The sequence below is a fragment of the Cephaloticoccus primus genome (genome assembly GCF_001580015.1).
Lineage (GTDB): Bacteria > Verrucomicrobiota > Verrucomicrobiia > Opitutales > Opitutaceae > Cephaloticoccus > Cephaloticoccus primus.
Window position 1 is genome coordinate 1 of record NZ_LSZQ01000033.1, and the last position, 24078, is coordinate 24078.

Below are 24078 nucleotides of genomic sequence, written 5' to 3' on the forward strand. Positions count from 1 at the left end.
AAACACCAAATAGTCGGAGAAAACGCATAGTAAATCCACTCCACTTCCCTTCGGCTTATTCGGTGAAACGAAAGCGGCTACGTATCATTTGATATAGCCTATGAAATTCCCACGCCTGTCACGCAGTCAGGCTGTCCGACTGCCCCGGCGCGGCTGCCCGCGTCGGGGCTTTGGCTTGCGTAGTTTCTGCTGGCTGGCGCAGGGTTGCGCGCAGAATGGCTCGGCTACTCGCATACTGGCAGCGTTTCCTGGCGCTCTACACCAAGGAGATTTGGCAGCCTGCGCGGCTCGACGACACTTCGCTGCGGGGCCGTTTCTACGCCGTGCTGCGCGTGATCTCGATCACGATCACGGTGTTCACCGAGACCAAGGCCGCGAGCCGCGCCTCGGCGCTCAGCTTCAGCTCGCTGCTCGGGCTGGGGCCGCTCGTCGCCATCGCGATGCTCGTCGCGGGCATGGTGCTGGACGACAAGGATCCCGATCTGGCCGTCAACACGCTCAACCGCGTGATCCGCTTCATCGCCCCGCAGGTCGCCGAGTACGAAGCGCAGACCAGCGCCGAGGGGCTCTCCCCTCACGCCCCATCCACCAGCCGCGCGGCGGCGGCGATTGCGCCCAACCCCACGCTGCAAGGCGGGCTCAACCGGCCCAACGCGGGGCCCGGCGCCGATGAGGGCTCGGGCGCCGAAACCGCCACCACCGCCCCACCTAACGCCGGCGGCCAGCAAGCGCTCAACGAGCGGATCGACGACTCCGCCGAAGCGACGGTCGAGCGGATGCTCAGCGGCTTCATCAGCGGCTCGCGCTCGGGCACAGCGGGGGCAGTGGGCGCGCTCACGCTGATCCTGATCGTCATCCTGTTGTTCAAGGGGATCGAGGACGCGTTTAACGAAATCTGGGGGCTGCGTGAGGGGCGCTCCTGGCTGATGCGGATCATCTACTACTGGACGATCCTGACGCTGGGCGCGGTGCTCTTCTTCGCCTCGATCACGCTGTTGAGCGCGGGCGCCTTTGTGAATGTCTTCGTGGCGAAACTCCCCTTTGGGGCCGAGCTGCTCCAGCTCATCCGCTGGCTCCTGCCGCTGAGCTCCGGGCTGCTCGTGATCTCGATGCTCACGCTCTTCTACCGCTACATCCCGAATACCCAGGTCTACTGGCGCGCGGCCTTCGCCGGAGCGGTCATCGTCGCGCTGCTGCTGCTCGCGAACAACTTTCTGGCCTTCATCTACGTGCGCCGCGTGGTCATCTCGCGCAGCCTGTACGGCTCGCTCGGCATCATGCCGATCCTGATGTTCGGGCTCTACATTTTCTGGCTCTACGTGCTGATCGGCGGGCAGATCAGCTACGCGGTGCAGAATGCGCGCTTCCGCAGCAGCCAGGCCGCGTGGGGAAACCTCTCGCACGCCAGTCGCGAGCACTTGCTGTTGCTCGTTTTTCTAACCGTCGCGCGCCGCTTCCAGGACTGCCTCCCCGCATGCAGCGCCTCGCAACTGAGCGACATCATCAAGGCGCCCACCCAAATCATAAACGAGTGCCTCCAGCGGCTCGTCGACATGCGCTTCCTCACTCCGATCCCCGCCGCAGAAACGGAGCCCACAAGCGATTTCCTCTACCAGCCGGCTCGCCCGCTGAACCGCACCAGCCTAGCCGACTTCAAGTCCTGCTTTGAAAGCTTCGGCGAGGAGGCCGCCAGCGAAGAAGCCATGCACGCACTCGACCCGCTGCTTCCGCGCTACATCGCCGCGCTGCGTGCCGGACGCGACGCCGCACTGCTCAATACCCCACTCGACCAACTCGTGGGCTGAGAAAACACGGCTCCACTGCGCGTGGGGCGGCCCTGCGCGGGCGGCGGGGGACGGTGTCCCCTGTCATTTACTGTGCGGCTTGCTGTCGGGCGTTCCGCCCGACGAACAAGCCGCACAGTAAGGAACTCCCGACCTCCGGTCGGGCAGGAGTTTTAGCCCGTAAACTCTTTCGCCGCGCCCAAATGGGTTTTCGCTCCATCCGCACTTGATTCCTCATCCCCAGTCGCAACCCGACTGAGGGGAGGTCCCGTTAAATTTGCGATTTTGGGCGGGAGGGCGGGCGCGCAGCGTACGGGCAAAATCGCAAATTGAATGGTACGTAGCGCCACGCCACCGCCCCCCGTGCAGGGGTCTTCGACCCTTTCATTTTGAGCGCGGCTCGTTGGCCGCGCGTCTTCGACCCGTTTTATGTGGCGAGCCGCTCGCCCTCCCGCCTGGCGGCTCGTCAACTCAGAGCGACTTCGCACTTAGCTGCGCCAAAAGCTCGGGCAGCTCGCTGAGCTGCTGGATGAAAACCTGGGCCTCTTTTTCCACGCGCGGACGGCGGACGATTCCGCCATAGCCGACAAACAGATCGACCTGTCCCTGTGTCTCCAGGTCGCTGATCCCGTCGCCCACCATCACGGTGCGCAGCGGTCTGGCGGGGACGGGCGGCGGCGGCGACTCGCTGTGGGCACGCGCCCACGCTTCGCCGATCTCGCGAATCCGCGCGGGCTTGCCGCCATTGCGCGTCGTCGGGTAATCGCGGTCGTAGCCGCGGTAGTTACCCGCCTCGTCAAAATACAGCCCCACCGCCTCGATCCAGTCGATGCCGAGGTAAGCGGCCAGCGGCTCGATGCTCTCGCGAAAACCCGCGCTCAAAATACAGGGCCGCCAACCCGCAGTCCGCGCAGCAGCGAGCATTTCGCGCGCCGTCGGCTCCGCGCGCTCGATGTACATTTGGCCGACGCGGGCGGCCTCTTCGCGCGTGGGCCGGATGATCTCCAGGCGCCGCCCAAATACTTCGCCGATGGGGATCTGCCCCTCCATCGCCGCATGCGTCATCGCCTCGACCTCTGCAAAGCAGGCCTCGCCGCGCAGCCGCGCCAGTTCGTCGATGCCCTCAATCGCGCTCAGGGTGCTGTCGCAGTCGATGAAGAGCAGTTTGTTTGAGGCCGAAAAATCGGAGGGCAGCGGCAGTGGCATTGGGCGGGATGAGTGGTACAAGGGCCGCAGGGAGCGGTCAGCGCAATTGGTAACAGTACGGTTGGGCGCGGGAGCGTTTGGCGGCCTTTATTGCCGGCAACAAAAAAGCCGAGCGAGCGGGAAAGGCTCGTTCGGCTTTCGGGGAAAAGGGTCCTGTGGAGAAGCGGCAATAAAAGGCGCGCGGCGCGTGATTGGATTGGCACGCGCCCCGATGGGCGGGCACTCAGCGGCGCACGCGCTTGAACTTGCTGGTGAACTTCTCGACGCGGCCTGCGGTGTCGACCAAGCGCTTCTCGCCAGTGTAGGCGGGGTGCGAGTCCATCGTCACGTCGCGCACGACGACGAAGTACTCCTCACCATCGATCTGCTCCTTACGCGCCGAGCGCATCGTGGATTGCGTTAAAAAACGGCGGCCCGTCGCAACGTCCAAGAAGCAGACTTTGTTGAGGGAGGGATGAATTTCGGATTTCACGTCGGGAAAAAATGGGGGGCTTAGCCTTGGCGCGCCTTGTAACGCGGGTCGGTCTTGTTGATCACGTAGATGCGGCCCTTGCGACGGACGACTTGGCAGTCGGGATGGCGCTTCTTCGCGGATTTGATGGACGAAACGACTTTCATAAAAAAGGGGCCGAAGACACCGCTGCCCCCTGAGCCTGTCAACCGGAAATCACGGCCCCGCGCACCACGCGTGTTCCCACCCGGTTTGCGCCGTAAAAATGAAGCCCCGCTACGGGGCAGCAATACTGCGGCTTCTACCCGCAACTCCGCAGCGGCAAAGTGTTTCCCAAGTCGGGGCCGACCTGCTTTCCTCACCCGCTAGACACGCGCACCGCCGCCCTCTCCCTCCCCTCACGCCGTCCTTCCCGCTCTCCTAAACCCATGACTGCCGCCACCAACGCAAACCCGGAGCCCCTCCGCGCAAACGCCACCGCCGCCGTCCGCCGCTACCTGCTCGACCTGCAATCGCGCATTTGCGAAACACTCGCCGAAGAAGACGGAGCAGCCGAGTTTGGCCACGACGAGTGGACGCGCCCCACAAACACGCAGCCCATCGCACACTCCGCCGTCAGCAACACCGGCAAAGCTCACGCGGGCAGCGACCGGCCCGCAGCGGCACTCGGCGGCGGCGGGCTCTCGCGGATCTTGAGCGAGGGCGCGGTGTTTGAAAAAGCGGGCGTCGCCTTTTCCCACGTGCAGGGCACAGCGCTGCCGCCTTCGGCCACCGCGCAGCGGCCCGAGCTGGCGGGCAAGCCTTGGGAGGCGATGGGAGTGTCCCTCGTCATCCATCCGCGCAACCCCTACGTGCCCACGAGCCATGCGAACGTGCGGTTTTTCTGCGCGTACGAAAACGCGCCGGAGCATCACGCCGAGGGCTTCGGGAGCAACTCCAGCGGCGCGGCGGTAACGGACGCATCACCGCCATCACCGACAACAAGTGACGCGCCCGTGAAGCCGGTCGAGCGACCGCGCCAAACAGACCGGGCGGCGACCTGGTGGTTCGCCGGCGGCTTCGACCTCACGCCCTACTACGGGTTTGAAGAAGACTGCGTGCACTGGCACCGCACGGCGCGCGACGCGGTAGCGCCCTTTGGCAGCGCGCTCTACCCGCGTTTCAAAAAAGCCTGCGACGACTACTTCTTTCTCAAGCATCGCCACGAGCCACGCGGGATCGGCGGCCTGTTTTTCGACGACTTTAATGCGCTCGGCTTCGACCAGAGCTTCGCCCTGCTGCGCAGTGTCGGCGACGCCTACTTGCCCGCCTACCGACCCATCGTCGCCAGGCGAAAGGGCACACCCTACGGCGAGCGCGAGCGCGAGTTTCAGCTCCGCCGCCGCGGGCGCTACGCCGAGTTTAACCTCGTGTGGGATCGCGGCACGCAGTTTGGCCTCCAGAGCGGCGGGCGCACCGAGTCGATCCTCATGAGCCTGCCGCCGCTCGCGCGCTGGGACTACGCGTGGGCACCAGAGCCGGGCTCGCCCGAGGCCGAGCTCACCGAGCGCTTCCTGCCGCCGCGCGACTGGCTCGCCAACCGCTAAGCCCAAAGCCGCCGACGCCACCGCGGGCGCGCGCATGTGCCGCCCCACGCCACGCATCTGCCGCCCCCCTCCACGCCGCGGGAGCAGACCGCACATCGCACCGCGACATTCCCCGCCACCACCACTTCGTTTCCATGACTTCTCGCCAACGTTTTCTCGCTGCCTGTGCCTGCCAGCCTCTGGAGCGCCCCCCGCTCTGGGTCATGCGCCAGGCCGGACGCTACCTGCCTGAGTACCGCGCCCTCAAAGAAAAGAGCTCCTTCCTCCAGATGGTGCGCACGCCGGAGCTCGCGCTGGAAGTCACGCTGCAACCGCTGCGCCGCTTCCCCGGGATTGATGCCGCGATCCTCTTTTCCGACATCCTCGTGATCCCCGAGGCGCTCGGCCAGCCCTACGCCTTTCGCGACACGGGCGGCATCGCGATGGCGCACCGCATCGATTCGCGCGCCGCAGTCGAGGCGCTCGCCCCCGCCGAGGCCGTGGGCGAAAAGCTCCACTACGTCCCCGCCGCCCTGCGGCTCATCCGCAGCGAGCTCGGCGGTGCGAAAGCGTTGCTGGGCTTCGGCGGCTCGCCGTGGACGCTCGCCTCCTACATGGTCGAGGGCGGCAGCTCGGCGGACTTTGCCCGGATCAAAACGCTCTTCTACACCGACCGCGCGCTCTTCGACGCGCTACTCGGCAAGCTCAGCGACGCACTCATCACCTATTTCAGGATCCAGATCGCCGCTGGAGCCGATGCCATACAGATCTTCGACTCCTGGGGAGGGATCCTCGCCGGCCCCGATTACGAAGCCGCCTCGCTGCGCTGGATCCGCCAGATCATCGCCGCGCTGCCCGCCGATTTCCCGGTCATTCTTTATACCAAGGGCGGCAGCCCGCACCTCGCCGCACAGGCCGCCAGCGGTGCACGCGTCCTCGGCGTCGACTGGACAATCGAGCTCCCCAAAATCCGCCAAACCCTGCCGCGCACGGTCGCCGTACAAGGCAACCTCGACCCCATCCTCATGCAGACGAGCCCCGAGATCGTCGCACGAGAGACCACCCGCCTGCTCGACTCGATGCGCGACCAGGCGCCCGGGCACATCCTGAACCTCGGCCACGGGATCACCCCGCAAGCTAGGCTGGAGTGCATGCAGGCGCTCGTCGAAACCGTCACCACCTACAAGTAATGCAAGCGACTCGCCCCGCCCTGCGCGCAGCCGCATCTGACGCCGCCGCACAGGCCGCGCGTGCCGCATCCGCGAGCGCAGCAGCACCGCCGCGTTTGCGCAAACAAGCGCCGACAGTCGCCATCCTCGGCGCGGGCATTACTGGCCTGGTCGCCGCCCACCGGCTCGCCGCAAAGGGAATCCGCGTCCGCCTTTTTGAAAAAACCTCGCGCGCAGGCGGGGTGATACGCACCACGCGCGAGGGCGGGTGGCTTGTCGAGCACGGGCCCAACTCGCTGCTCGATAGCGCGCCCCACGGCGCGGCGCTCCGCGCGCTCATCGCCGAGCTGCGCCTGGAGTCACAGCTCGTCTACGCCAGCCCCGACGCGAAAAACCGCTACCTCGTGCGCGGCGGCCGCCTCGTCGCTGCGCCCACTTCGCCGCTCGGCTTCATGCGCACGCCGCTGCTCTCCGCAGCGGCAAAGTGCCGTGTAGTGGGTGAGCTCTTTCGCCGCCGCTCCAAGCCGCCACGCGCGGAAGACACCAGCCTGGCCGATTTTGTCGGCGCACACTTTGGGCAAGAAGTCGTCGACGCGCTTCTCGGCCCCTTCGTCAGCGGCGTCTACGCGGGCGACCCACAAAGGCTCTCCGCCCGCCACGCCTTCCCCACGCTCTGGCAGGCCGAGCAAAGCCACGGCTCGCTACTCCGCGCGCAAATCGCAAAAATGCGCCAAGCCCGCGCGAGCGACCAGCCCCGCCCGCGCCTCTTTTCCTTTCGCGACGGCCTCCAGAGCCTCATCGACGCTCTCGTCCAGTCGCTGCCGCAGGGCAGCCTGCAACTCGGCGCGCAAGTCCGCAGCCTCACCCCGCCGTCGTCGGCAAATGGCGCGTGGAAAATCACGGTCACCAAACGCGCGGCTGAACACACGAAACCCGCAAACGCCGCAAGTCACGCCCGCGCCTCTGACTCCCCCGGTGCTCCCGGCGGCTCCGCTACCCCCGATCCCCGCGACGAAGTCCTCTGCGAAGAACTGGCCGATGCCGTCATCTGTGCCCTGCCCGCGCACGCGCTGGCCGCGCTGCAAATCGGCGATTCGCACCCGCTCGCCACACTTGCCGAAATCGAGCACCCGCCCGTGAGCGCACTCTTCCTCGGCTACCGCCGCGCGCAAATCGCCCACCCGCTCGACGGCTTCGGGATGCTCGTTCCGGCGGTCGAAAAGCTCCCCCTGCTCGGCGTCATCTTCACCTCCACGCTTTTTCCCGGGCGAGCCCCCGCAGGTCACGTCGCCCTGCACGTCATGCTCGGCGGCGCGGGCCAGCGCGAACTCACTGCCCTCCCGCCACTGCCGCCCGACGAACTGCTCGCGCGCGTGAGCCCCGCCCTCGAACAGACCCTCGGCCTGCAGCGGGACGGAAAAACGACGCGATGCGGGAGAACGGAGGGGCGGGAGGGCGGCGAGCCGGTGTTTATGCAGCACCAGCATTGGCCGCGGGCGATCCCCCAATACAACCTCGGCTACGAAAAACACCTCGGCGCGATGGCCGCCTGCGAAGCCCGCTACCCGGGCCTCTTCATCGGCGGCCAATGCCGCGGCGGCATCTCCACTCCCGCCTGTATCCACTCCGGCGAGACCCTCGCCGCACAGGCCGCCGCGCACACTCCTGAGCACGCCTTTTAGCCATCGGCCTTGACCTGGGGGGGCGGTCTCCTAGCTTCCACCTCCGACACCCTGTGGTGTGCGAGGTGCTTTCATTAAACACGCTCTTTGCCTTAAGAACCAACGGGAGCCAAGACCGCCGCGGAAGCTGCTAGGCCGTAAACCGGAAAGCAAACGCTGCGGGGGAGGCGCCCACCTGAACTTAAAAGGACTAGAGCCTTTGGGCACACGGCACCGGCGGGGTGTTTTTTTCTCCTTTGCTCCCTCCCCTCCTCTCCAAGAATGACCGCTTACGAACTCCATACACTACAAGTCCTCCACGTCCTTGCCGTTCTCGTCCTCGTCGGGACGACGTTTTTCGCCTGCGCGGCGGAGCCCGCGACGCGCAAGCGGGTGCTGATATGGAGCGGTATCGCGAGTCTGGTCGTTTTGCTCACGGGGACGCGCCTCTTGCAGGGCTTATACGGGATGGAGGGAGGTTGGGCTTGGGTAAAAATGGTGTGCTGGCTGGGGATCTCGGCCTTGGGCGGCGTGGCCTACCGTCGGCGTAAAAAAGCGGCACTGTGGATGGGCCTCACCCTCGCTCTGGCGGCACTCGCTCTGGTGATGGTATTCGTGAAACCATTTTAGTGTTTGCTACAGGTCGGCTGCCCCGAAGCCTGCGCAGTAATGACGACTAACACTGGGCCGATCTGCGGAGTCTGGGTCGATGAAGCGGGCCAAGCGCACACGGCGCGGGCGACTGCCGATGGAGGCCGCGCATGCGCGGTAGAGCCGTTTCGCCCGTTCGCTTGGCTGCAATCGGAGGAGGCCGCGCGCGCCGCCCTGGTGACCCAAGCCCGGAATGCGAACGCAGCACAGGCGGCTGACAGCGGCACAGCCCTGCCGCCAGTCGAGATCGAGCGACTCGCGGGTGGAGGTTTTTTCGGACTGCTCGCTCACGGCGCCGAGGCGGGCCTGGAGGAGTTTAAGGAATTTCTAAAAACCGTGCGCGCAGATGGCACCAGCGGCGTGGATGTGCTGCGGCCACTGGAGAGCCAGTTCCTGCTGCAACAGCGTGCACGCTGCTATGCGGATATGTCCTTTGCCGCGCTGCGCCGCTGCCAGCTCGACATCGAAACGGGCTCGGCCGACGGGAGCTTCAGCGATGCCAACAAGGCGGGCGACCGTGTGCTGGCGATCGGGCTGCGCTGCGGCGGGCAGAATCGGCTGCTCGTCCTCGCAGAGGAAAGCGACGCCGCGGAAAAGGCACTTCTGGAGGAGCTGAACGCGGCGTTTGCAGAGCTCGACCCCGACGTGATCGAGGGGCACAACCTGTTCAAGTTTGACCTGGATTTTCTGCGGCTGCGCTGCCTGCGCTACAAGGTCCCCTGCGCGTGGGGGCGCTTCGGCCAGGAAGCCCGTTTTCGCAACAGCCGCCTGAAGCTTGCCGAGCGCTGGGTCGATTTCCCGCGCTGCGACCTGCCGGGCCGGGCCGTGATCGATACGTACCTGCTGATCCAGCTCTACGACATCACGACGCGCGAGCTCAGCTCCTACGGCCTGAAGGCCGCCGCGCTCTACTTCGGCATCACCAGTGCCGATGGCGCCGAGCGCACCTACATCGAGGGCAACAAAATCGCCCAATGCTACCGCGAAGATCGCGCGCGCTTCTGCGCCTATCTGGAGGACGATCTGCGCGAGACCGAGGGGCTGGCCGATGTGCTGCTGCCCACGTACTTCGAGCAAGCGCGCGCGTTTCCCATCACGCTGCAAGACGCCGCCCTGCGCGGCAACTCGACCAAGGTCGACCTGCTCTTCCTCGAAGAATACTACCACGCGCGGCAGGCCTGCCCGCTGCCCAGCGAGGTGGTGCCCTTCGACGGCGGCTACACACGCAGCTTTCGCGAGGGCGTGTTTCGCCAGGTGCTGCACTTCGACGTGGCCTCCCTGTACCCGAGCCTCCTGCTCAACATGGGGCGCAACCCCTATCGCGACACGCTCGGCGTTTTCATCCCGATGCTCACGCGGCTGCGCGACTATCGGCTCAAGTACAAGGCGCTCGCCCGCACGGCGGAGACCGAGGCCCTGCGCGCCGAGTACAACGCGCGGCAGAGCGCGTTCAAGATTCTCATCAACTCCTTCTACGGCTACCTCGGCTTTGGCGGTGCACGCTTCGGCGATGGCGCGCTCGCGGCCGAAGTCACGCGTCAGGGCCGCGAGCTCTTGCAGGCACTCATCGAGCGCTTCGAGGCACTCGGCTGCACCTTGCTCGAAGCCGATACCGACGGGATCTACCTCGCCTCCGAGGAGTATTTTGCGCAGCCCGAAGCACTGCTCGCCAAGATGGCCGACACGCTGCCGCCCGGGATTGAGCTGGAGTGGGACGGCCGCTACTCCGCGATGTTTTGCTACAAGGCCAAGAACTACGCGCTCTACGACGGCCAAAAAATCACCCTGCGCGGCTCTGCGCTGCGCTCGCGCGGGATCGAGCCGTTTTTGAAAAACCTGAGCGACCACCTGATCCGCCATCTGCTCGGCGCAGAGCCGCGCCCCACCGAGGAGCTGCTTGCAGAGTACCGCCAGCGAATCACCGCAGGCACCGTGCCCGTAGCCGAACTCGCAAAGGGCGAGGTGCTCCGGCAAAACCCGGAAGCCTACGAACGCTTCGTAGCCGAGGGCGGAAAGCCGCGCCGCGCCTCGGCGGAGGTCTCGCTACGGATGAGCCCGCGCCCACGCATGGGCGACCGGGTGAACTACTACATCATCCCCAAACAAAAAGGGCAGGCGAGCACCTGGCAGCGCGCACGCGCAGTCGAGGAATTCGACCCGCAAACGGCGCCCTACGACGCGAAGTTTTACCTCGATAAGCTCAGCGATTGGGAAGCGCGCTACGCGACCTTCCTGACGAGTAACTCAAGCGATTCGGCAACGGCACTCGGTGCTGGCACAGCCAACGGCGAAGACGCACAAGGCCAGCTCGGCCTGTTCTAGCCCAAAACTGCACTGCGCGTGCGGCGGCAGGCGGTGCCTGCTCCCATTTACTGTGCGGTTTGTTTGGCGGGCGGTACGCCCGCCAAACAAACCGCACAGTTGAGTGAACTCCCTAACCGGAGATCGGCAATGTTCAGTCAAGTTTGAAGCTCCTACGCGGGACGAGGGAACAGGACGGCGCACCAACAAGTGCGCCGCAAAATAAGTCGGTCGAAGACCGCGCCCAAATGGGTAGCCGCTCCATCCGCGTTTTGAGTTTCTTCCCAGTCGCAACGCGACTGGGGGAAGTCCCGTTAAATTTGGGAATCGTGCTTCGTCGCGCAGCGACGGGGCCGATTCCCAAATTGAATGGCACGTGGCGCCACGCCACCGCCACACGCGCAGTGGTGCCAGGCGCGTGCCCATCACTCCCCTTTTGCGCTCTTCGCGCGGGCGACCACGAAGTCGATGATCGGCTGGTCGTCGTCTCCCGCACGCCACGCGAGGTTTATGAACTCGCTGGGGTGAATGTTGTTTGCCCTGAAAAAGCGGCGGTCGCCACCGCAGCAAAACATCGCGCTGTCCGGCAGTTCACCGCGCAGCTTGGCGCGTACTTTCCTGAGAATGCGTGGGAGCCAGACGATGCCCGCAACCGCCTCGGTTTTTGCCGGCCAAGTTTCGGGGTCTTCCTTTTTTCCCGTCCACTGGCCCTGCTGGACGTTGAGGAAGTAATCGCGGCGGATCAGCTCGATGCTGAGCGCCGTATCGTAACCCGGGACGCCCTCGTTATGCTGATCCTCCACGTAGTCGTAGAGATGCTGCGCCGTGATTCCGTTAGCCGTGAGAAAAGCCGTTTCCTCGGGCGAGAAATACGTCTCAGCCCCGCGCTGCCCCTTGGCATAGAGCGCCAGCCCGCGCTCATAAATCTCCCGAAACTGCTGGGTAAAGGTGAAGTGATTCATACCCCACCACTGATGAGAAGTCACGGCTCAAAAGGCAAAGCCGTGGGCGCGATTTTCTAAAACTTCGGAAAGCGCACGTGAGCGCGACTCTTGCCCCGCAGTGCCCCCGCCTGCCCTCCTCTCACTCTGCGGGGCGGAAGTCGATTGTGCGGCGGAAGCGGTCGACTTTGTGGACGGTGACGTCGAGCGAATCGCCTACGCGCGGGCCGCCGCGATTTTCTGCAAAGCGGCTGCGGCGCGTGCGCCCGCCCCTGCCGCCCGCCCCTACCGCCACACTCGCGGGCACAAAGCCAAAGGTCATCGATTCGGTGAGCTCCACGAAGAAACCCGTGCTGCGCACATCGGTCACAATCGCGGCAAAACGGGTGCGCGGCGTCTTCGCCAACTCGCGCTCGAAGAATTCGAGCAGCTTGATTTTCACCGATTCGCGTTCGGCAGCCTGGGAGTTGAGCTCGGTTTGCGAGAGGTGTTCGCCGAGCGCAGTCACGCCGGCCACCGTGTAGGCTTTTGGCTTGCGCGCACCAGCCCCAATCGCGCTGCGGACAACGCGCGCCACGGCTCCCGCAAAGCCACTCGCGGAGCCACCGCCCTTGCGCGCCAGGTACGCGTCGAGCACGCGGTGGACAACGAGGTCGGCATAGCGGCGGATGGGCGAAGTGAAGTGCGCGTAGTCGCGCTTGCTCAGCCCGTAGTGCCCGTCGGGCGAGGCGCGGTAGCAGGCCTTCTTCAGGCTGCGCAAAAGCTGGGTTCGCAACAGGTGCCCCTGCGGGTGCGTGCCAAGCTGGGCGAGAAGGCGCACAAGCTCGCCGCGCACCGCGAGGTTGCCCACCTGGAGTCCGTGCGTGGCGAGCTCTTCGCGCAGTTCGTTGAGCCGCTCCGGCTCGGGGTCATCGTGCACGCGGTAGAGCGAGGGCAGCCGCTGGCTGCGGGTCAGGTGGGCGACCGCTTCGTTGGCCACGAGCATGAATTCTTCGATGAGCTGGTGGCTCTCGTCGTTATCGACACGCTCGAGCCGGTCGGCGTAGCCCGCCTCGTCCACATAGACTTTGGTCTCGGGCATATCAAGGTCGAGGCTGCCCCTGGCCATGCGCTCGCGGCGCAGCGCGGCGGCGATTTTCCAGAGGCGGCGAACCCATATTTGCAGCGAAGCGAGCTCGCGCCGGGGCAAGCTGGAGAGTGCGCGCCCCGTCGATCCGGTTTGGTGCTTGGGCGGCAGCGGCAGCGCGCGGACAGCCTCCAGGTCATCGTTAAAAAGCAGCGCGTAGGCTTGTTTATAGGTCAGCCGCTTGCGGCTGCGGATAACCGTGCTGGCGAAGTCTTTTCCCACGATCTGCCCGCCAGCGTCGAAGGTCAGGAAAACCGCTTTGCAGAGCCGATCCTCGCCCTCGACCAAGGAGCAAAGCCCGTTGGAGAGCCGCTCGGGCAGCATCGGGATCACCGTGCCCACCAGGTAGGTGGAGTTGCCGCGCCGCTGCGCTTCGTGGTCGAGAGCGGTGTCCGGTCGCACGTAGGCCGCGACGTCGGCGATGTGGATGCCCACGCGTGTCTGGCCCTTGGGCAGCGGCTCGATGGAGAGCGCATCGTCGAAGTCCTTCGCATCATCGGGGTCGATCGTGATCGTGGGGACTTCGCGATAATCGCGCCGCCCGACGATCTCTGCCGGGCGAACTTTGGAGGGCAGCGTCGCGAGCTCGGCCTCGACCTCGGGCGGAAACTCTGGGCTGAGCTTGTAGGTCTCCAAAACGCCGAGCAGCTCTGCGCGCGGTTCATGGGTGCGGCCCAGCCGCGCGGTGATCGTGCCGCTGAGCGGCGCGCTGCGCGTGGGCCAGTGGTCGAGGCGCACGACGACCTTGTCCCCCGTATCGGGCTTGGGGCGGAGCGGACTGCGAGCGGGCGGCTCGACCAGCACGTCGCGCCCGAAGCGCGGATCGTCCGGCGTGACAAACCACTGGCGCGCGCTTTTGCGCAGCTCGCCCACGAGGCTGTCTCGCGAGCGGGAGAGTACGCGCAGCACTTCGCCGCGCAGCTCATCGTCGTCGCGTGCGCGACCGTTTGAGCGGCCTTGGTTGCGGCGGCCGCCTTTGGCCTGCGCTCCGCGCGGGGGGCGCGTGCTGCCGACGAGGCGCAGGGCGACCAGGTCTCCATGAAGCGCCGTGCCCGCCGCCGCCGGGGCGATCTGGATCGTTTGCGCGGGAGCCTCGGCACTTTCTGCGGCAGTGACGACGTAGGCCGATCCGCCGCTGCGAAAGCGGATTTCCCCCGTGAGCTCGGCGGGCGACTGCATCGACGCCGTCCCTTGCTCGCGCCCGCGGGCGGGCTCACGGCTGGGGGCATTCTCCTTTCGGACGCGCGATGTCGGGCGCGGCGCAGGGACGAAAACCGCGCGTGGATTCTCGCCCTGTTTTTTCCGACTCGGCCCCACGGGCAGGCTGATCAAGCCGGTGCGGCTGCGGTGGAGCTTGCCCGCGTTGAGGAGCTTCTGGAGCGCGCGGGAAAAGGTTTTGCGCTGGCTTTTTTTAAGGCCGAGCCGAGTCGCGATTTCCGCCGCCGAAAGCGGTTGAGGCGCGGCCTCGCGGAGGAGAGCCAGGAGCGCAGGGTTGAGGGATGACATGGGAGATTAAGAGATGATGCGAAGCCGGCCCACCTGCCACTGACGGAAAGCCCGACGGACGTATCGCCAACGGCGACATGCCCAAAGAGTGAAGCGAAGCCCCTTTGGGTTGGACGCAGCGAAAGGAGCCCGCAACTTCGCCGCGATGAAAATCGTGCATGTGGCCAGCGAGTTGTTCCCCTACATCAAGACTGGCGGGCTCGCCGATGCTGTCGCCGCGTTGGGCGGGGCGCTCGCCGACCAGGGGCACCAGGTCGCAATCTTCCTGCCCGGGTATCGCTCGGTGCTCACGCATCCGGCGCTGCCCGAAACCGAAAAGCTGTGCGAACTGCGGATCGAGATGGGCCAGGAATTCATCTCGGGGGAGCTGCGCCGCTTCAGCCCACGCCCCGGACTCACCGTTTATCTGGTGTGCCGCGAAGAATTTTTCGACCGGAGCTTCCCCTACGGAAACGGTGCGCGCGACTACGAGGACAACGCACAGCGCTTCCTCTTTTTTGCCAAGGCAGTCGTGGAGACCTTGCGACTGGAGGCCATCCACGCGGACGTGGTGCACGCTCACGATTGGCAGGCCGCGCTCGTCCCGCTACTACTGCGCGTGGCCGAGCAGCGGCACGCACAAACGCTCGCGCGCAGCACCGTCTTCACGATTCACAATATCGCGTTTCAGGGGCTCGCCCCGCTGCGCGTGTTTGCGCAGATGAACCTCCCGCGGGAATTCCTCGGCGTCGGCGGGCTGGAGTATCACGGGCAGCTCAGCGCAATGAAGGGCGGGATCCTGTTTGCCGACCGGGTCACGACCGTGAGTCCGCGCTACGCCAGCGAAATCCAGACCGAAGCCTTCGGCTGCGGGCACGACGGCGTGATCCGCTCGCGCGCAGCCTACTTGCGTGGGCTGCTCAACGGCATCGACACCGCCGTGTGGAATCCCGCCAGCGACGCCCTGCTGCCCGCCCGCTACTCGGCAGACGACCTGACGGGCAAGGCCAGGTGCCGCAGCGCGCTGCTCGCCGCACACGGGCTGCGCGCGGCCCCGCCGAGCGTGCCCATCTACGGGATGGTGTGCCGCCTGACCGAGCAAAAGGGCGTCGAGCTCCTGCTCGCCAACGCCGAGTTTTTTCTGCGCGAGGAGTGCCGCCTGGTGATCCTGGGCCGCGGCGAACCGCGCTTTGAGGAGGCCATCCAGACACTCGCCGCACGCGCTCCGCATAAAATCGCCGTCAGCCTGAAGCTCGACGAAGCAGCGAGCCACCTGATCGAGGCCGGTGCCGACTTCTTCCTGATGCCGTCCCTGTTCGAGCCCTGCGGGCTCAACCAGATGTACTCGCAAGCCTACGGCACCGTGCCCGTCGTCAGCGAGGTCGGCGGGCTCGCCGATACCGTGATCGATGCCGATCGCGACGCCGCGCGCGGGACAGGGCTTTGCCACGCGCCGACCAGCGCGGGGATGGCGGACGCGCTGGAGCGCTCGCTCGCACTCTTCGCAGATGCACCGCGCTACGCCGCCGTCCAGCAACGCGCGATGCGCCACGACTTCAGCTGGGCCACCGCCGCTCAGGCTTACGAAGCGCTGTATCGGGAGCTGCTCCAGACGAGACCCTCGAGCATCTCCACTTCTTCAGTGCAGTAGCGGCACCGTTACCCGGAGAGCCCGCCCCACATTGGGCTTTTCAATAAAGCGCGCGCACCTAGCCTCGCCGACTTTTATGCAGAAGACCTTCGTTATTTTTAAACCAGATTGTATGGCGCAGCGCCACGTGGGCCAGGTGCTCGCGCGCTTCGAGGCGGCGGGCTTCGACGTGGTGGGCTGCAAGCTCGCACGCCTGACACCGGAGCTCCTGCGCGAGCACTACGCGCACGTCGCCGACAAGCCATTCTATCCCGAGATCGAGGCATTCATGAGCCAGCGGCCCGTCATCATGATGGCGCTGCAAGGCGAAGACATCGTCGCCAAAGTGCGCGACCTGCTCGGCCCCACCGATTCGCGCAAAGCCGCCAAAGGCACGATCCGAGGCGATTTCGGCACCGACATGATGACCAATGTCGTGCACGCCTCCGACAGCGTTGAAAACGCCCGCGCCGAGCTCGCGCGCTTCTTCCGCCCCGAGGAGATTTTCGCACTTTAGGCCCACATTGCTTTGTTTTTTCGGCGCGGTCGCCTAAGGCTCCCCCGTTTCAGGAAGCATAAAACCCCGCAGTGGTGCACACCACTGCGGGGTTTGTGCTACACCCCATTTCCCAACGAACAAAATCCCAACCCTTTTTAAAACCATGAACGACGCTCCCGCTTCCTCCCTCCCCCGCCTGCGCCTCACCACCGCTGACCACGAACGCCTGCGCCTGCTCGTCGATGCGGCGATCCAATCGCAGCCACGCCTGCGCGAAGCGCTCCAGCCCCTGCAAGCCGAGCTCAAGCGCGCCGAGGTGCTCGCTCCAGCCGACATCCCGCCAAACGTCGTCGTCATGGGCGCCACCGTGCAAATCGAGGACAAGGAAAGCGGCGAGCTCGACACCTACACGCTCGTCTACCCCGAGCATGCCGACGGCGCCGCGGGCCGCCTCTCCATCCTCGCCCCCATCGGCATGGCGATCATCGGCTTCGCCGAAGGCGACACCTTTATCTGGCGCACTCCGGGCGGCCCCCGCCAACTCTACATCCGCAAAGTCATCCAGCCCGAAGCCTGATAGGGCGCGCGCCCGCCCCGCCTGACTTTCGGAACTTTGCCGCCAGTCCACAGCTCCCTCTCGCGGACAACAAACCGCCTTCTTTAAAGGCGGGCCAGTTATGCCGGGCTCACCAAGGCAGGCGCAGGCAGGGAGGGGATTTGGGTGCCGGGCCGGATCGGGTTGCCGCGGAGGAATTCGCTGGCGGGGAGCATCTGGCCGCCGGGGCGCTGGAGGCGCAGCAGGCGCAAGGTGCCCTGCCCTGTCGCGATCAAAAGCCCTGCGGAGTCTGCACCGATAACGGTGCCGGGCCGAGGCGAACGGGTCGCTGCATCCGCAGCAAGCGGAGGAGGCGTAGCGCTCCCGGGAGGAATGTTGGTCGGGAGCATTTCGGGCCGCGCCGCAGCGGGCAGAGCCTCGGCCAGGCCGCATTTGATTGGCTTGCCCGCCACCTCGATTGAACAGGCGGGCCAGGGGAAAAGCCCATTGATCCGCGCGGCGAGCTCCGCAGCCGGTCGGAAAAAATCCAGCACGCCGTCACTTTTTTTCAGACGGCGGCAAAAGGTCGCGCGTTCGTGCGCTTGCTCGCGAAAGACGAGCTCCCCCGCCGCGAGCGCGGGCAGGTTTCGCGCGATCAGCGGCACGCAAGCCACGGCAAGCTTGGCCTCGACGTCGAGTGCCGTATTGAGCGGCGCGACAGGCACGCGCTCCACATCGGCGACGGGCCCGGCGTCGAGCTCGCGCACGATGCGCATGAGGCTGAGGCCCGTTTCTTTTTCGCCGCTGGCGACTGCGGTTTGGATCGGCGAAGCGCCGCGGTACGCGGGCAGGATCGAGGCATGCAGATTGAGCGTCCCCAGGCGCGGCGCCGCGATAAAGTCCTCCCGCAAGATGTGCCCGTAGGCCATGACGAGCGAGAGGTCGGGCCGCAGCGCGGCCAGATCGGCCAACGAGACGGCGTCCAGTTTTTCGGGCTGATACACGGGGAGCCCGTGGGCGCGCGCCCATTGTTTGATTTCGTTTGGCCTGACTTTTTGCCCGCGGCCCACGGCTCGGTCGGGCTGTGTGAATACGCCAACGACTTCCGCCAATGTGCGGCCTTCCGCGCCGACCAGCCAGTCGAGTAAGGGAAGTGCAATGGGATCGGAGCCGAGGAAAACGAGTCGGAGTGCGGGCACGATTTTTAAAAGAGGTTGAGCAGTTATTCGCGCAGCCAGCCGCGCGTTTCTTTTACACGGTCTTGCCGCTGCGCGGTGGCACAGCGCAGCAGCCGTTAAAAAGGGCGTAAACCAAACAACGCGGCAGCGCGGGTAAGCAACCCTTGGGCAACCGAAGCTCCCGCATTGGGCGATGCGCGCAGCGGCGACGCCGCGCCGCTGCTAGTCTTCGAGTGTTTGAAAGCTGCCGCCGGGCGCTGCGCCCCCTCCCGCCTCCCCCGCCCCTCCGGCCTCGGCAGCTTCGGCGTTGCGCCATTTGGCGGGAGTCTTCGCAAACGAAGATGATTTTTTGGAGGTATAGGAGGCGCCGGGCGTGTGTTTTTCTTTGCCCACCAGGTCGAAGTAGATCGGGCAGCCTTCGAGTTTGAACTCGCGGATGACGCCTGCCTCCAGATAGCGGCGATAGCTCTCGGGCAGCCGGTCTTCGCGGTTGCAAAATATGCGGATGCGGAAGGGCCGGCGCCCCGTCTGCGTGGCGTAGTAGATGCGGAAGCGGCGGCTGCCGACGAGCGGCGGCGGCGTGCGCTCGGTGAGTGCGCCCAACAGCGCATTGAGCCGCCCCGTGGGGAGTTTTTTCTCTAAAGTGCGGTCGAGCCGTACGGCGGCGTTCATCATCCGGTCGATCTCCAGCCCGTCGAGTGCGGACACGAATATGAGCGGCGCGCCGGGAGTGAAGAAGAGCCGTTCAAAGACGGCGCGCTCGTACTTCTCGCGATAGTCGCGCTCGCTGGCGAAGCCCTTGATCCCCTCGGGCGTGGAGAAGGCGCGGTGGACGAGATCCCACTTGTTTACGACGACGACGATGGGCTTGCGCTCCTTCACGGCCTCGCCCGCGATTGCCTTGTCTTGCTGGGTGACGCCGTCCAGCGCGTCGAGGACGAGGAAGACGACGTCGGCGCGCTGGATCGCATCGAGCGAGCGCAATCGCGAAAAATACTCGACTGGCGAGGCGAGTTTGGTCGCGGCCTTGATCCCCGCCGTGTCGATGAGGCTGAAGGGATACTCGCGACCATTGCGGCCCAGGAAGCGGAAGGGCAGCTCGACGGCGTCGCGCGTCGTGCCGGGCATGTCGCTGACGATGAGCCGGTCGCTCTGGAGCAGCCGGTTGCTGAGTGAGGATTTGCCGACATTGGGCCGCCCCAAAAAACAGAGTCGCAGACTCTTTTTTTTGCGGCTCGCTCGTTGGCGAGCCGTCGGAGCAACGCTCTCGGCGCTCGCCTCACCGCCGTCCCCAGCGACTTCAGAGTCTGCGGACTCCGACGGCTCCGCTGCACCCGCATCGCCTGCATCGGGGAACTCGTCCTCAGCCCAATCGGATTCCTCTGCGGGCGGCGGCCCGAGCGCATCGAGAATCGCCGCGCGCAGGCGGCCCTCGCCGTGACCGTGCTCGGCGGAAACGCTGATCGGCTCGCCAAGGCCGAAGCGATAAGCCTCGGCCAAGTCGACGCGGCTTTCATCAAAATCGGCCTTGTTGACGACGAGGCGTACGGGCCGCCCCGAGCGGCGCAGTTTGCGGGCGATGCGCTCGTCCAGCTCGGTCGTCCCGCTGAGCCCATCGATCACGAAGAGGATCAGCGCCGCCGTATCGATTGCGAAATCCACCTGCTGCTCGGCGGCGGCAGTGATCCGCTGCGGCGTATCGCTGCCCGTGAGGCCGAGGCCGCTCGTATCGAGCAGCGTGTAGGCCCCGTCGGCGATCTCGGTCGAGATGACGTCGCGCGTGATGCCCGCCTCGTCGTGGACGATGGAGATGCGCCTGCGCGCGAGCCGGTTAAAGAGGCGGCTCTTGCCGACATTGGGCCGCCCGACTATCGCGACGATCCGGTTTTGCGAACGGGGCTGGCTCATTGGTGGTTGGCGGCAGTGGCGGCGGCCCGCGCAGCAGCGTTTTCAGCAGCAGCGGCAGAGGCACCGCCCGCGCCCGCTCGCGTTTGCACGAAGCGCTCGATGCGGTCGCAGGCTTCGATGATCTGGTCGTAAGCGGTCGCGAAACAGGCGCGCACGTGGCCGCGCCCGCCCTCGCCAAAAGCCGTGCCCGGCACGACCGCGACCTTTTCGCCCTTGAGCAGCCCGGCGGCAAAGTCGGCCTCGCCCAGCCCCGTCGCCGTAATGTCCGGAAAGGTATAAAAACTGCCGCGCGGCGAGTGGCAGCGCAGGCCCATCTCGTTAAGGCGGCGCACGAGCAGGTCGCGCCGGCGGTGGTACTGCTCGCGCATTTTTTGCACGCTGTCCCAGCCGTGCGTCAGCGCTTCGAGCGCGGCTTCCTGGGAGACGATCGAGACGCACATCATCGAGTACTGGTGCACCTTCATCATGGCATCGATGAGCACCGCCGGGCCGCAAGCGTAGCCGATCCGCCAGCCTGTCATGGCAAAGGCCTTGGAAAACCCGTGCAGGAAGATCGTGCGCCCGGCCATCCCCGGGAGGCTCGCGATGCTGGTGTGCTGCCCCTCGAAAGTGAGCTCCGAGTAAATCTCGTCACTCAAAACGAGCAGGTCTTTCTCGCGCGCGAAGTCGGCGATCTGCTGCAACTGCTCGCGCGTGCACGTCCCGCCCGTGGGATTGCAGGGCAGGTTCAGCATGAGGATCTTGCAGCCCGGCTCCCACGCCGCGCGCAGCGCCTCGGCCGTGAGTGCGAAATTGTCCTTCGCGTAGGTCGGCACGGCGATCGCCCGCCCGTGCACGAGCGCCACGCTCGGGTGGTAGGACACGTAGCACGGCTGGTGAAACAGCACCTTGTCGCCCGGGTTGCAGAATGCGCGGAAGGCGAGGTCGAGCGCCTCGCTCACGCCCACCGTCACGATCACCTGATCCTCGGGGCGGTACTCGATGCCGAAGTGCTCCTCGACGTAGTCGGAGATCGCGCGGCGCAGCTCCAGCATGCCGAGGTTTGAGGTGTAGTAGGTCTTGCCCTTTTCCAGCGCGTAGATCGCCGCCTCGCGGATGTGCCACGGCGTGACGAAGTCCGGCTCGCCCACGCCGAGCGAGATCACGTCCTGCCCCTTCATCTTGGCGACGAGCTCGAAGAAATCGCGTATGCCACTCCTGGGCAGCCCGGCGACGTGCGAAGCGACCCAGCGTTCGGCGGTGTCGTTACTCATGGTGTTTTAAATATCGTGTGTGTGAGAAAGCGGATTGGGCGAAGGAGCGGCAGGCGGCACATCACGGAGCGACGCTCAGGCGCTCTCCGTCGCCCTCCCCCTGGTCGAGCAGGAAGCCCTGATCCTTGTAGCAGCGCAGCTGGAAATGCGTGGCCGTGGAAAGCACGCCGGAGAGCGTCGAGAGCTTTTCGGAGACGAAGCCCGCCACGCGTTGCAGCGAGGGCCCTTTCACAAAAACCAGCAGGTCGTAGCCGCCCGACATCAGGAAGCACGAGTCCACCTCGTCGAAGCGGCTGATCCGCTGCGCCAGCCGGTTAAAGCCGCCGCCGCGCTCGGGCGTCAGCCGCACCTCGATCACCGCGCGCACGGGGCCTTGCCCGCCCGCCTCGGCAGCACCCGCCGCGCCTGCCGCGCTCGACGCCCCGTCCGCCGACGACGCAGCAGCAGCAACGCGCGACAGATCGAGCACCGGACGCCAGCCCAGAAAGACCTTGTCCCTCTTTAGCTGGCCGAGCTGCTCGCTGAGCGCCTCCTCGGAGAGCCCCGCCACCTGCGCCAACTGCGCGGGATCCAGCTGCCCGCCTTCGATCAAGAGCTTGAGAACAGAAGTCATAAAAAGTGCGCAGTGTGTGCGGCCCCACTTCGCGGAATCCACACTATTTATTACCCGCTGGGTTTCCATACATCCGCTGCGCGCGGGGCGGGGGACGGTGTCCCCTGCCATTTACTGTGCGGTTCGTGTATTGCGCGTCCCGCGCAATACACGAACCGCACAGTAGAAAGGTCCCGACCATTGATCGATGATTTACCGGCAAATCGTTCCATCTCGCCCAAATGGGTACGCGCCTCATTCGCGCTGTGGGCGTCTTCCCTGTCGCAACGCGACAGGGGGATGTCCCGTTAAATTTGCGATTTTGCCCGGGCGCGAAGCACCCGGGCAAAATCGCAAATTGAATGGCACGTGGCGCCCCGCCACCGCCCCACGCGCAGGGCCATCCCACGCATAGTGGCAGCCGTTTGGCCCGCACACTGAAAATAACGTGGAGTCCACCCTGCCCTGCGCTTTGCTCGGCTCTTTTCGCCGTTCCTCCCACTCACTTCCATGTTTGAGTCCCTCACCGATAAACTCGGCAGCGCCCTGCGCAACCTGCGCGGTGTTGGCCGCCTCTCCGAAGCCAATATGGCCGAAGCCCTGCGCGAAGTCCGCAGCGCGCTCCTCTCTGCCGACGTGCACTTCAAGGTCGCGCGCGACTTCATCGAGCGCGTCCAGAGCGCCTGCCTCGGACAGGACGTCCTCAAGTCCGTCACCCCCGGCCAGCAGATCGTAAAGATCATCCACGACGAGCTCGTCTCCCTGCTCGGCGAGGGCACGACCGCGCTCTCCGAGCACCGCCCGCTGCGCATCATGATGGTCGGCCTGCACGGCTCGGGGAAAACCACCTCCAGCGCGAAGCTCGGCCGCCTCCTCAAAAAACGCGGCTACCACCCGCTCCTCGTCGCCTGCGACATCTACCGCCCCGCCGCCATCGACCAACTGGAGATCCTCGCCACTCAGGAGGGCCTCGGCTTTTACGCCGAGCGCAGCTCGCGCGACGTCCCGGCAATCGGCGCCGCCGCGCTCGCCGCCGCCAAGGCGGGCGGCCACGACGCCATCCTCTTCGACACCGCCGGCCGCCTCCAGATCGACACCGACCTGATTGAGGAAATCCAGCACCTGCGCACCCGCATCCAGCCCGACGAAGTCCTCCTCGTCGCCGACGGCGCGCTCGGCCAGGAAGCCGTCAACGTCGCCCGCACCTTTCACGACGCCGTCTCCCTCACCGGCCTGATCCTCACCAAGCTCGACGGCGACGCACGCGGCGGTGCCGCCCTCTCCATCAAGGCCATCACCGGCGTCCCGATCAAATTTGCAGGCACCGGCGAAAAGACCGACGCCTTCGAGCCCTTCTACCCCGACCGCCTCGCCTCGCGCATCCTCGGCATGGGCGATGTCGTCTCCCTCGTCGAGCGCGCCCAGGAAACCATCGACCAAAAGGAAGCCGAGCGCATGGCCGAGAAAATGCGCAAGGCCGAGTTCGACCTCGACGACTTCCTCGCGCAAATGCAGCAGCTCAAGAAAATGGGCCCCATGCAGGGCCTGCTCAAGATGATCCCCGGCATGAGCGGCGTCGCCCTCCCCGAGGGCGCCGATAAACAGATGGGCCGCACCGAAGCCATCATCCAGTCAATGACCCGCCAGGAACGCCAAAAACCACAAATCCTCAACGGCAGCCGCCGCCAGCGGATCGCCAACGGCGCAGGCGTCAAAATCGTAGAGGTCAACCAACTGCTCAAACAGTTTCAGCAAATGCAGAAAATGATGCGCATGATGAAAGGCGGCGGCTCGCGCAAAATGATGCGCCAGCTCCAGGCCATGCAGAAAAACACAGGCAGCAGCCCAGCCAGCAGCAACGGCAACCTCCCCGCTGGCTTCCCCAGCCTGCCCGGCCTGTAAACCAAACACGCCACTGCGCGGGCGGCGGGGGACGGTGTCCCCTGCCATTGAATTTGCGATTTTGCCGCGTGCGCTACGCGCCCGAACAAAATCGCAAATTTAAAGGACTCCTCCCTGTCGCGTTGCGACAGGGAATGAGGCCTCAAACGCGGATGGAGCGCGTACCCATTTGGGCGAGGTGAAACGATTTGCCGGTGAATCACCGACTAATGGTCGGGACCTTTCTACTGAGCGGCTTGTT

General features: G+C 65.6%; 19 protein-coding genes and 1 other RNA gene. 11 read left to right on the forward strand and 9 right to left on the reverse strand.

All coding sequences use genetic code 11. From position 1 onward, the window contains the following. Positions 1-215: 215 nt before the first annotated feature. Entirely contained in the window at positions 216-1805 is a 1590-nt protein-coding gene (locus tag AXK11_RS04280) for a YihY/virulence factor BrkB family protein (protein ID WP_068629675.1), read from the forward strand. A 450-nt stretch (positions 1806-2255) separates the two neighbouring features. Here AXK11_RS04280 and AXK11_RS04285 read toward each other — a convergent pair whose 3' ends face one another. From AXK11_RS04285 to ykgO, 3 genes are all read right to left on the reverse strand, one after another. After that, positions 2256-2990: an HAD-IB family phosphatase gene (locus AXK11_RS04285; protein ID WP_068629677.1), complete on the reverse strand. Its 735-nt coding sequence runs from the start codon at positions 2988-2990 to the stop codon at positions 2256-2258. Between the two features lie 223 nt (positions 2991-3213). Further along, entirely contained in the window at positions 3214-3462 is a 249-nt protein-coding gene (locus tag AXK11_RS04290; RefSeq protein WP_068629678.1) for a type B 50S ribosomal protein L31, read from the reverse strand. 20 nt (positions 3463-3482) lie between these two features. Then, the gene (gene ykgO, locus AXK11_RS04295) at positions 3483-3608 is read right to left on the reverse strand and encodes a type B 50S ribosomal protein L36 (RefSeq protein WP_007360011.1); all 126 of its coding nucleotides are present in this window, start codon (positions 3606-3608) and stop codon (positions 3483-3485) included. A 261-nt stretch (positions 3609-3869) separates the two neighbouring features. On the opposite strand from ykgO, the gene hemF reads away from it, so the two are divergent. The 6 genes from hemF to AXK11_RS04325 all read left to right on the forward strand — a co-directional run bounded on the left by hemF (position 3870) and on the right by AXK11_RS04325 (position 10809). Continuing rightward, complete coding sequence (gene hemF, locus AXK11_RS04300) at positions 3870-5027, forward strand: oxygen-dependent coproporphyrinogen-III oxidase (RefSeq protein WP_068629680.1); 1158 nt, start codon at positions 3870-3872, stop codon at positions 5025-5027. Positions 5028-5161: 134 nt separating this feature from the next. Continuing rightward, positions 5162-6196, forward strand: coding sequence for a uroporphyrinogen decarboxylase (gene hemE, locus AXK11_RS04305; RefSeq protein WP_068629682.1), 1035 nt, complete (start codon positions 5162-5164; stop codon positions 6194-6196). After that, entirely contained in the window at positions 6196-7857 is a 1662-nt protein-coding gene (gene hemG / locus AXK11_RS04310; protein WP_082780881.1) for a protoporphyrinogen oxidase, read from the forward strand. Before hemE ends, hemG begins: the two co-directional genes overlap by 1 nt. Before the next feature lie 45 nt (positions 7858-7902). Beyond that, positions 7903-8084: non-coding RNA, 6S RNA (gene ssrS / locus AXK11_RS04315), on the forward strand. Positions 8085-8118: 34 nt separating this feature from the next. Then, positions 8119-8466: a hypothetical protein gene (locus tag AXK11_RS04320; RefSeq protein ID WP_068629684.1), complete on the forward strand. Its 348-nt coding sequence runs from the start codon at positions 8119-8121 to the stop codon at positions 8464-8466. Between the two features lie 39 nt (positions 8467-8505). Beyond that, a complete protein-coding gene (locus AXK11_RS04325; protein ID WP_068629686.1) occupies positions 8506-10809 on the forward strand; it encodes a DNA polymerase domain-containing protein in 2304 nt (767 codons plus the stop codon). 404 nt (positions 10810-11213) lie between these two features. Here the strand turns inward: AXK11_RS04325 and AXK11_RS04330 are convergent, their stop codons facing one another. After that, the gene (locus AXK11_RS04330) at positions 11214-11750 is read right to left on the reverse strand and encodes a DUF5069 domain-containing protein (protein WP_068629688.1); all 537 of its coding nucleotides are present in this window, start codon (positions 11748-11750) and stop codon (positions 11214-11216) included. Positions 11751-11871: 121 nt separating this feature from the next. Continuing rightward, positions 11872-14361, reverse strand: coding sequence for a ribonuclease R family protein (locus AXK11_RS04335; protein WP_068629690.1), 2490 nt, complete (start codon positions 14359-14361; stop codon positions 11872-11874). 145 nt (positions 14362-14506) lie between these two features. Here AXK11_RS04335 and glgA point away from each other — a divergent pair, with 145 nt between their 5' ends. The 3 genes from glgA (at position 14507) to rnk (ending at position 17046) form a co-directional block, all read left to right on the forward strand. After that, complete coding sequence (glgA, locus tag AXK11_RS04340; RefSeq protein WP_068629700.1) at positions 14507-15991, forward strand: glycogen synthase GlgA; 1485 nt, start codon at positions 14507-14509, stop codon at positions 15989-15991. A gap of 76 nt (positions 15992-16067) precedes the next feature. Beyond that, complete coding sequence (gene ndk / locus AXK11_RS04345; RefSeq protein ID WP_068629691.1) at positions 16068-16487, forward strand: nucleoside-diphosphate kinase; 420 nt, start codon at positions 16068-16070, stop codon at positions 16485-16487. 145 nt (positions 16488-16632) lie between these two features. Further along, positions 16633-17046 carry a nucleoside diphosphate kinase regulator gene (gene rnk, locus AXK11_RS04350; RefSeq protein WP_068629693.1) on the forward strand — a complete coding sequence of 138 codons (414 nt, stop codon included), beginning with the start codon at positions 16633-16635 and terminating at the stop codon, positions 17044-17046. Positions 17047-17144: 98 nt separating this feature from the next. Here the strand turns inward: rnk and fmt are convergent, their stop codons facing one another. The 4 genes from fmt to AXK11_RS04370 form a co-directional block, all read right to left on the reverse strand. Then, positions 17145-18203, reverse strand: a complete 1059-nt coding sequence (gene fmt, locus AXK11_RS04355; protein WP_068629695.1) for a methionyl-tRNA formyltransferase — start codon at positions 18201-18203, stop codon at positions 17145-17147. Positions 18204-18404: 201 nt separating this feature from the next. After that, positions 18405-20090: a ribosome biogenesis GTPase Der gene (der, locus tag AXK11_RS09400; RefSeq protein WP_082780882.1), complete on the reverse strand. Its 1686-nt coding sequence runs from the start codon at positions 20088-20090 to the stop codon at positions 18405-18407. Continuing rightward, positions 20087-21343: a pyridoxal phosphate-dependent aminotransferase gene (locus AXK11_RS04365; RefSeq protein ID WP_082780883.1), complete on the reverse strand. Its 1257-nt coding sequence runs from the start codon at positions 21341-21343 to the stop codon at positions 20087-20089. The genes der and AXK11_RS04365 overlap by 4 nt, the downstream gene beginning before the upstream one ends. Positions 21344-21404: 61 nt before the next feature. Continuing rightward, a complete protein-coding gene (locus AXK11_RS04370; RefSeq protein WP_068629696.1) occupies positions 21405-21956 on the reverse strand; it encodes an Lrp/AsnC family transcriptional regulator in 552 nt (183 codons plus the stop codon). Between the two features lie 489 nt (positions 21957-22445). Here AXK11_RS04370 and ffh point away from each other — a divergent pair, with 489 nt between their 5' ends. Then, positions 22446-23837, forward strand: coding sequence for a signal recognition particle protein (gene ffh, locus AXK11_RS04375; RefSeq protein ID WP_082780884.1), 1392 nt, complete (start codon positions 22446-22448; stop codon positions 23835-23837). The last annotated feature ends 241 nt before the right edge of the window (positions 23838-24078 follow it).

Coding starts and splice junctions, on each gene's coding strand:
- AXK11_RS04365 (WP_082780883.1), bottom strand. CDS start 21,343: ATGAGTAACGACACCGCCGAACGCTGGGTCGCTTCGCACGTCGCCGGG.
- AXK11_RS04370 (WP_068629696.1), bottom strand. CDS start 21,956: ATGACTTCTGTTCTCAAGCTCTTGATCGAAGGCGGGCAGCTGGATCCC.
- hemF (WP_068629680.1), top strand. CDS start 3,870: ATGACTGCCGCCACCAACGCAAACCCGGAGCCCCTCCGCGCAAACGCC.
- glgA (WP_068629700.1), top strand. CDS start 14,507: ATGAAAATCGTGCATGTGGCCAGCGAGTTGTTCCCCTACATCAAGACT.
- hemE (WP_068629682.1), top strand. CDS start 5,162: ATGACTTCTCGCCAACGTTTTCTCGCTGCCTGTGCCTGCCAGCCTCTG.
- AXK11_RS04280 (WP_068629675.1), top strand. CDS start 216: ATGGCTCGGCTACTCGCATACTGGCAGCGTTTCCTGGCGCTCTACACC.
- ffh (WP_082780884.1), top strand. CDS start 22,446: ATGTTTGAGTCCCTCACCGATAAACTCGGCAGCGCCCTGCGCAACCTG.
- ndk (WP_068629691.1), top strand. CDS start 16,068: ATGCAGAAGACCTTCGTTATTTTTAAACCAGATTGTATGGCGCAGCGC.
- ykgO (WP_007360011.1), bottom strand. CDS start 3,608: ATGAAAGTCGTTTCGTCCATCAAATCCGCGAAGAAGCGCCATCCCGAC.
- rnk (WP_068629693.1), top strand. CDS start 16,633: ATGAACGACGCTCCCGCTTCCTCCCTCCCCCGCCTGCGCCTCACCACC.
- hemG (WP_082780881.1), top strand. CDS start 6,196: ATGCAAGCGACTCGCCCCGCCCTGCGCGCAGCCGCATCTGACGCCGCC.
- AXK11_RS04330 (WP_068629688.1), bottom strand. CDS start 11,750: ATGAATCACTTCACCTTTACCCAGCAGTTTCGGGAGATTTATGAGCGC.
- der (WP_082780882.1), bottom strand. CDS start 20,090: ATGAGCCAGCCCCGTTCGCAAAACCGGATCGTCGCGATAGTCGGGCGG.
- AXK11_RS04325 (WP_068629686.1), top strand. CDS start 8,506: ATGACGACTAACACTGGGCCGATCTGCGGAGTCTGGGTCGATGAAGCG.
- AXK11_RS04335 (WP_068629690.1), bottom strand. CDS start 14,361: ATGTCATCCCTCAACCCTGCGCTCCTGGCTCTCCTCCGCGAGGCCGCG.
- AXK11_RS04320 (WP_068629684.1), top strand. CDS start 8,119: ATGACCGCTTACGAACTCCATACACTACAAGTCCTCCACGTCCTTGCC.
- AXK11_RS04285 (WP_068629677.1), bottom strand. CDS start 2,990: ATGCCACTGCCGCTGCCCTCCGATTTTTCGGCCTCAAACAAACTGCTC.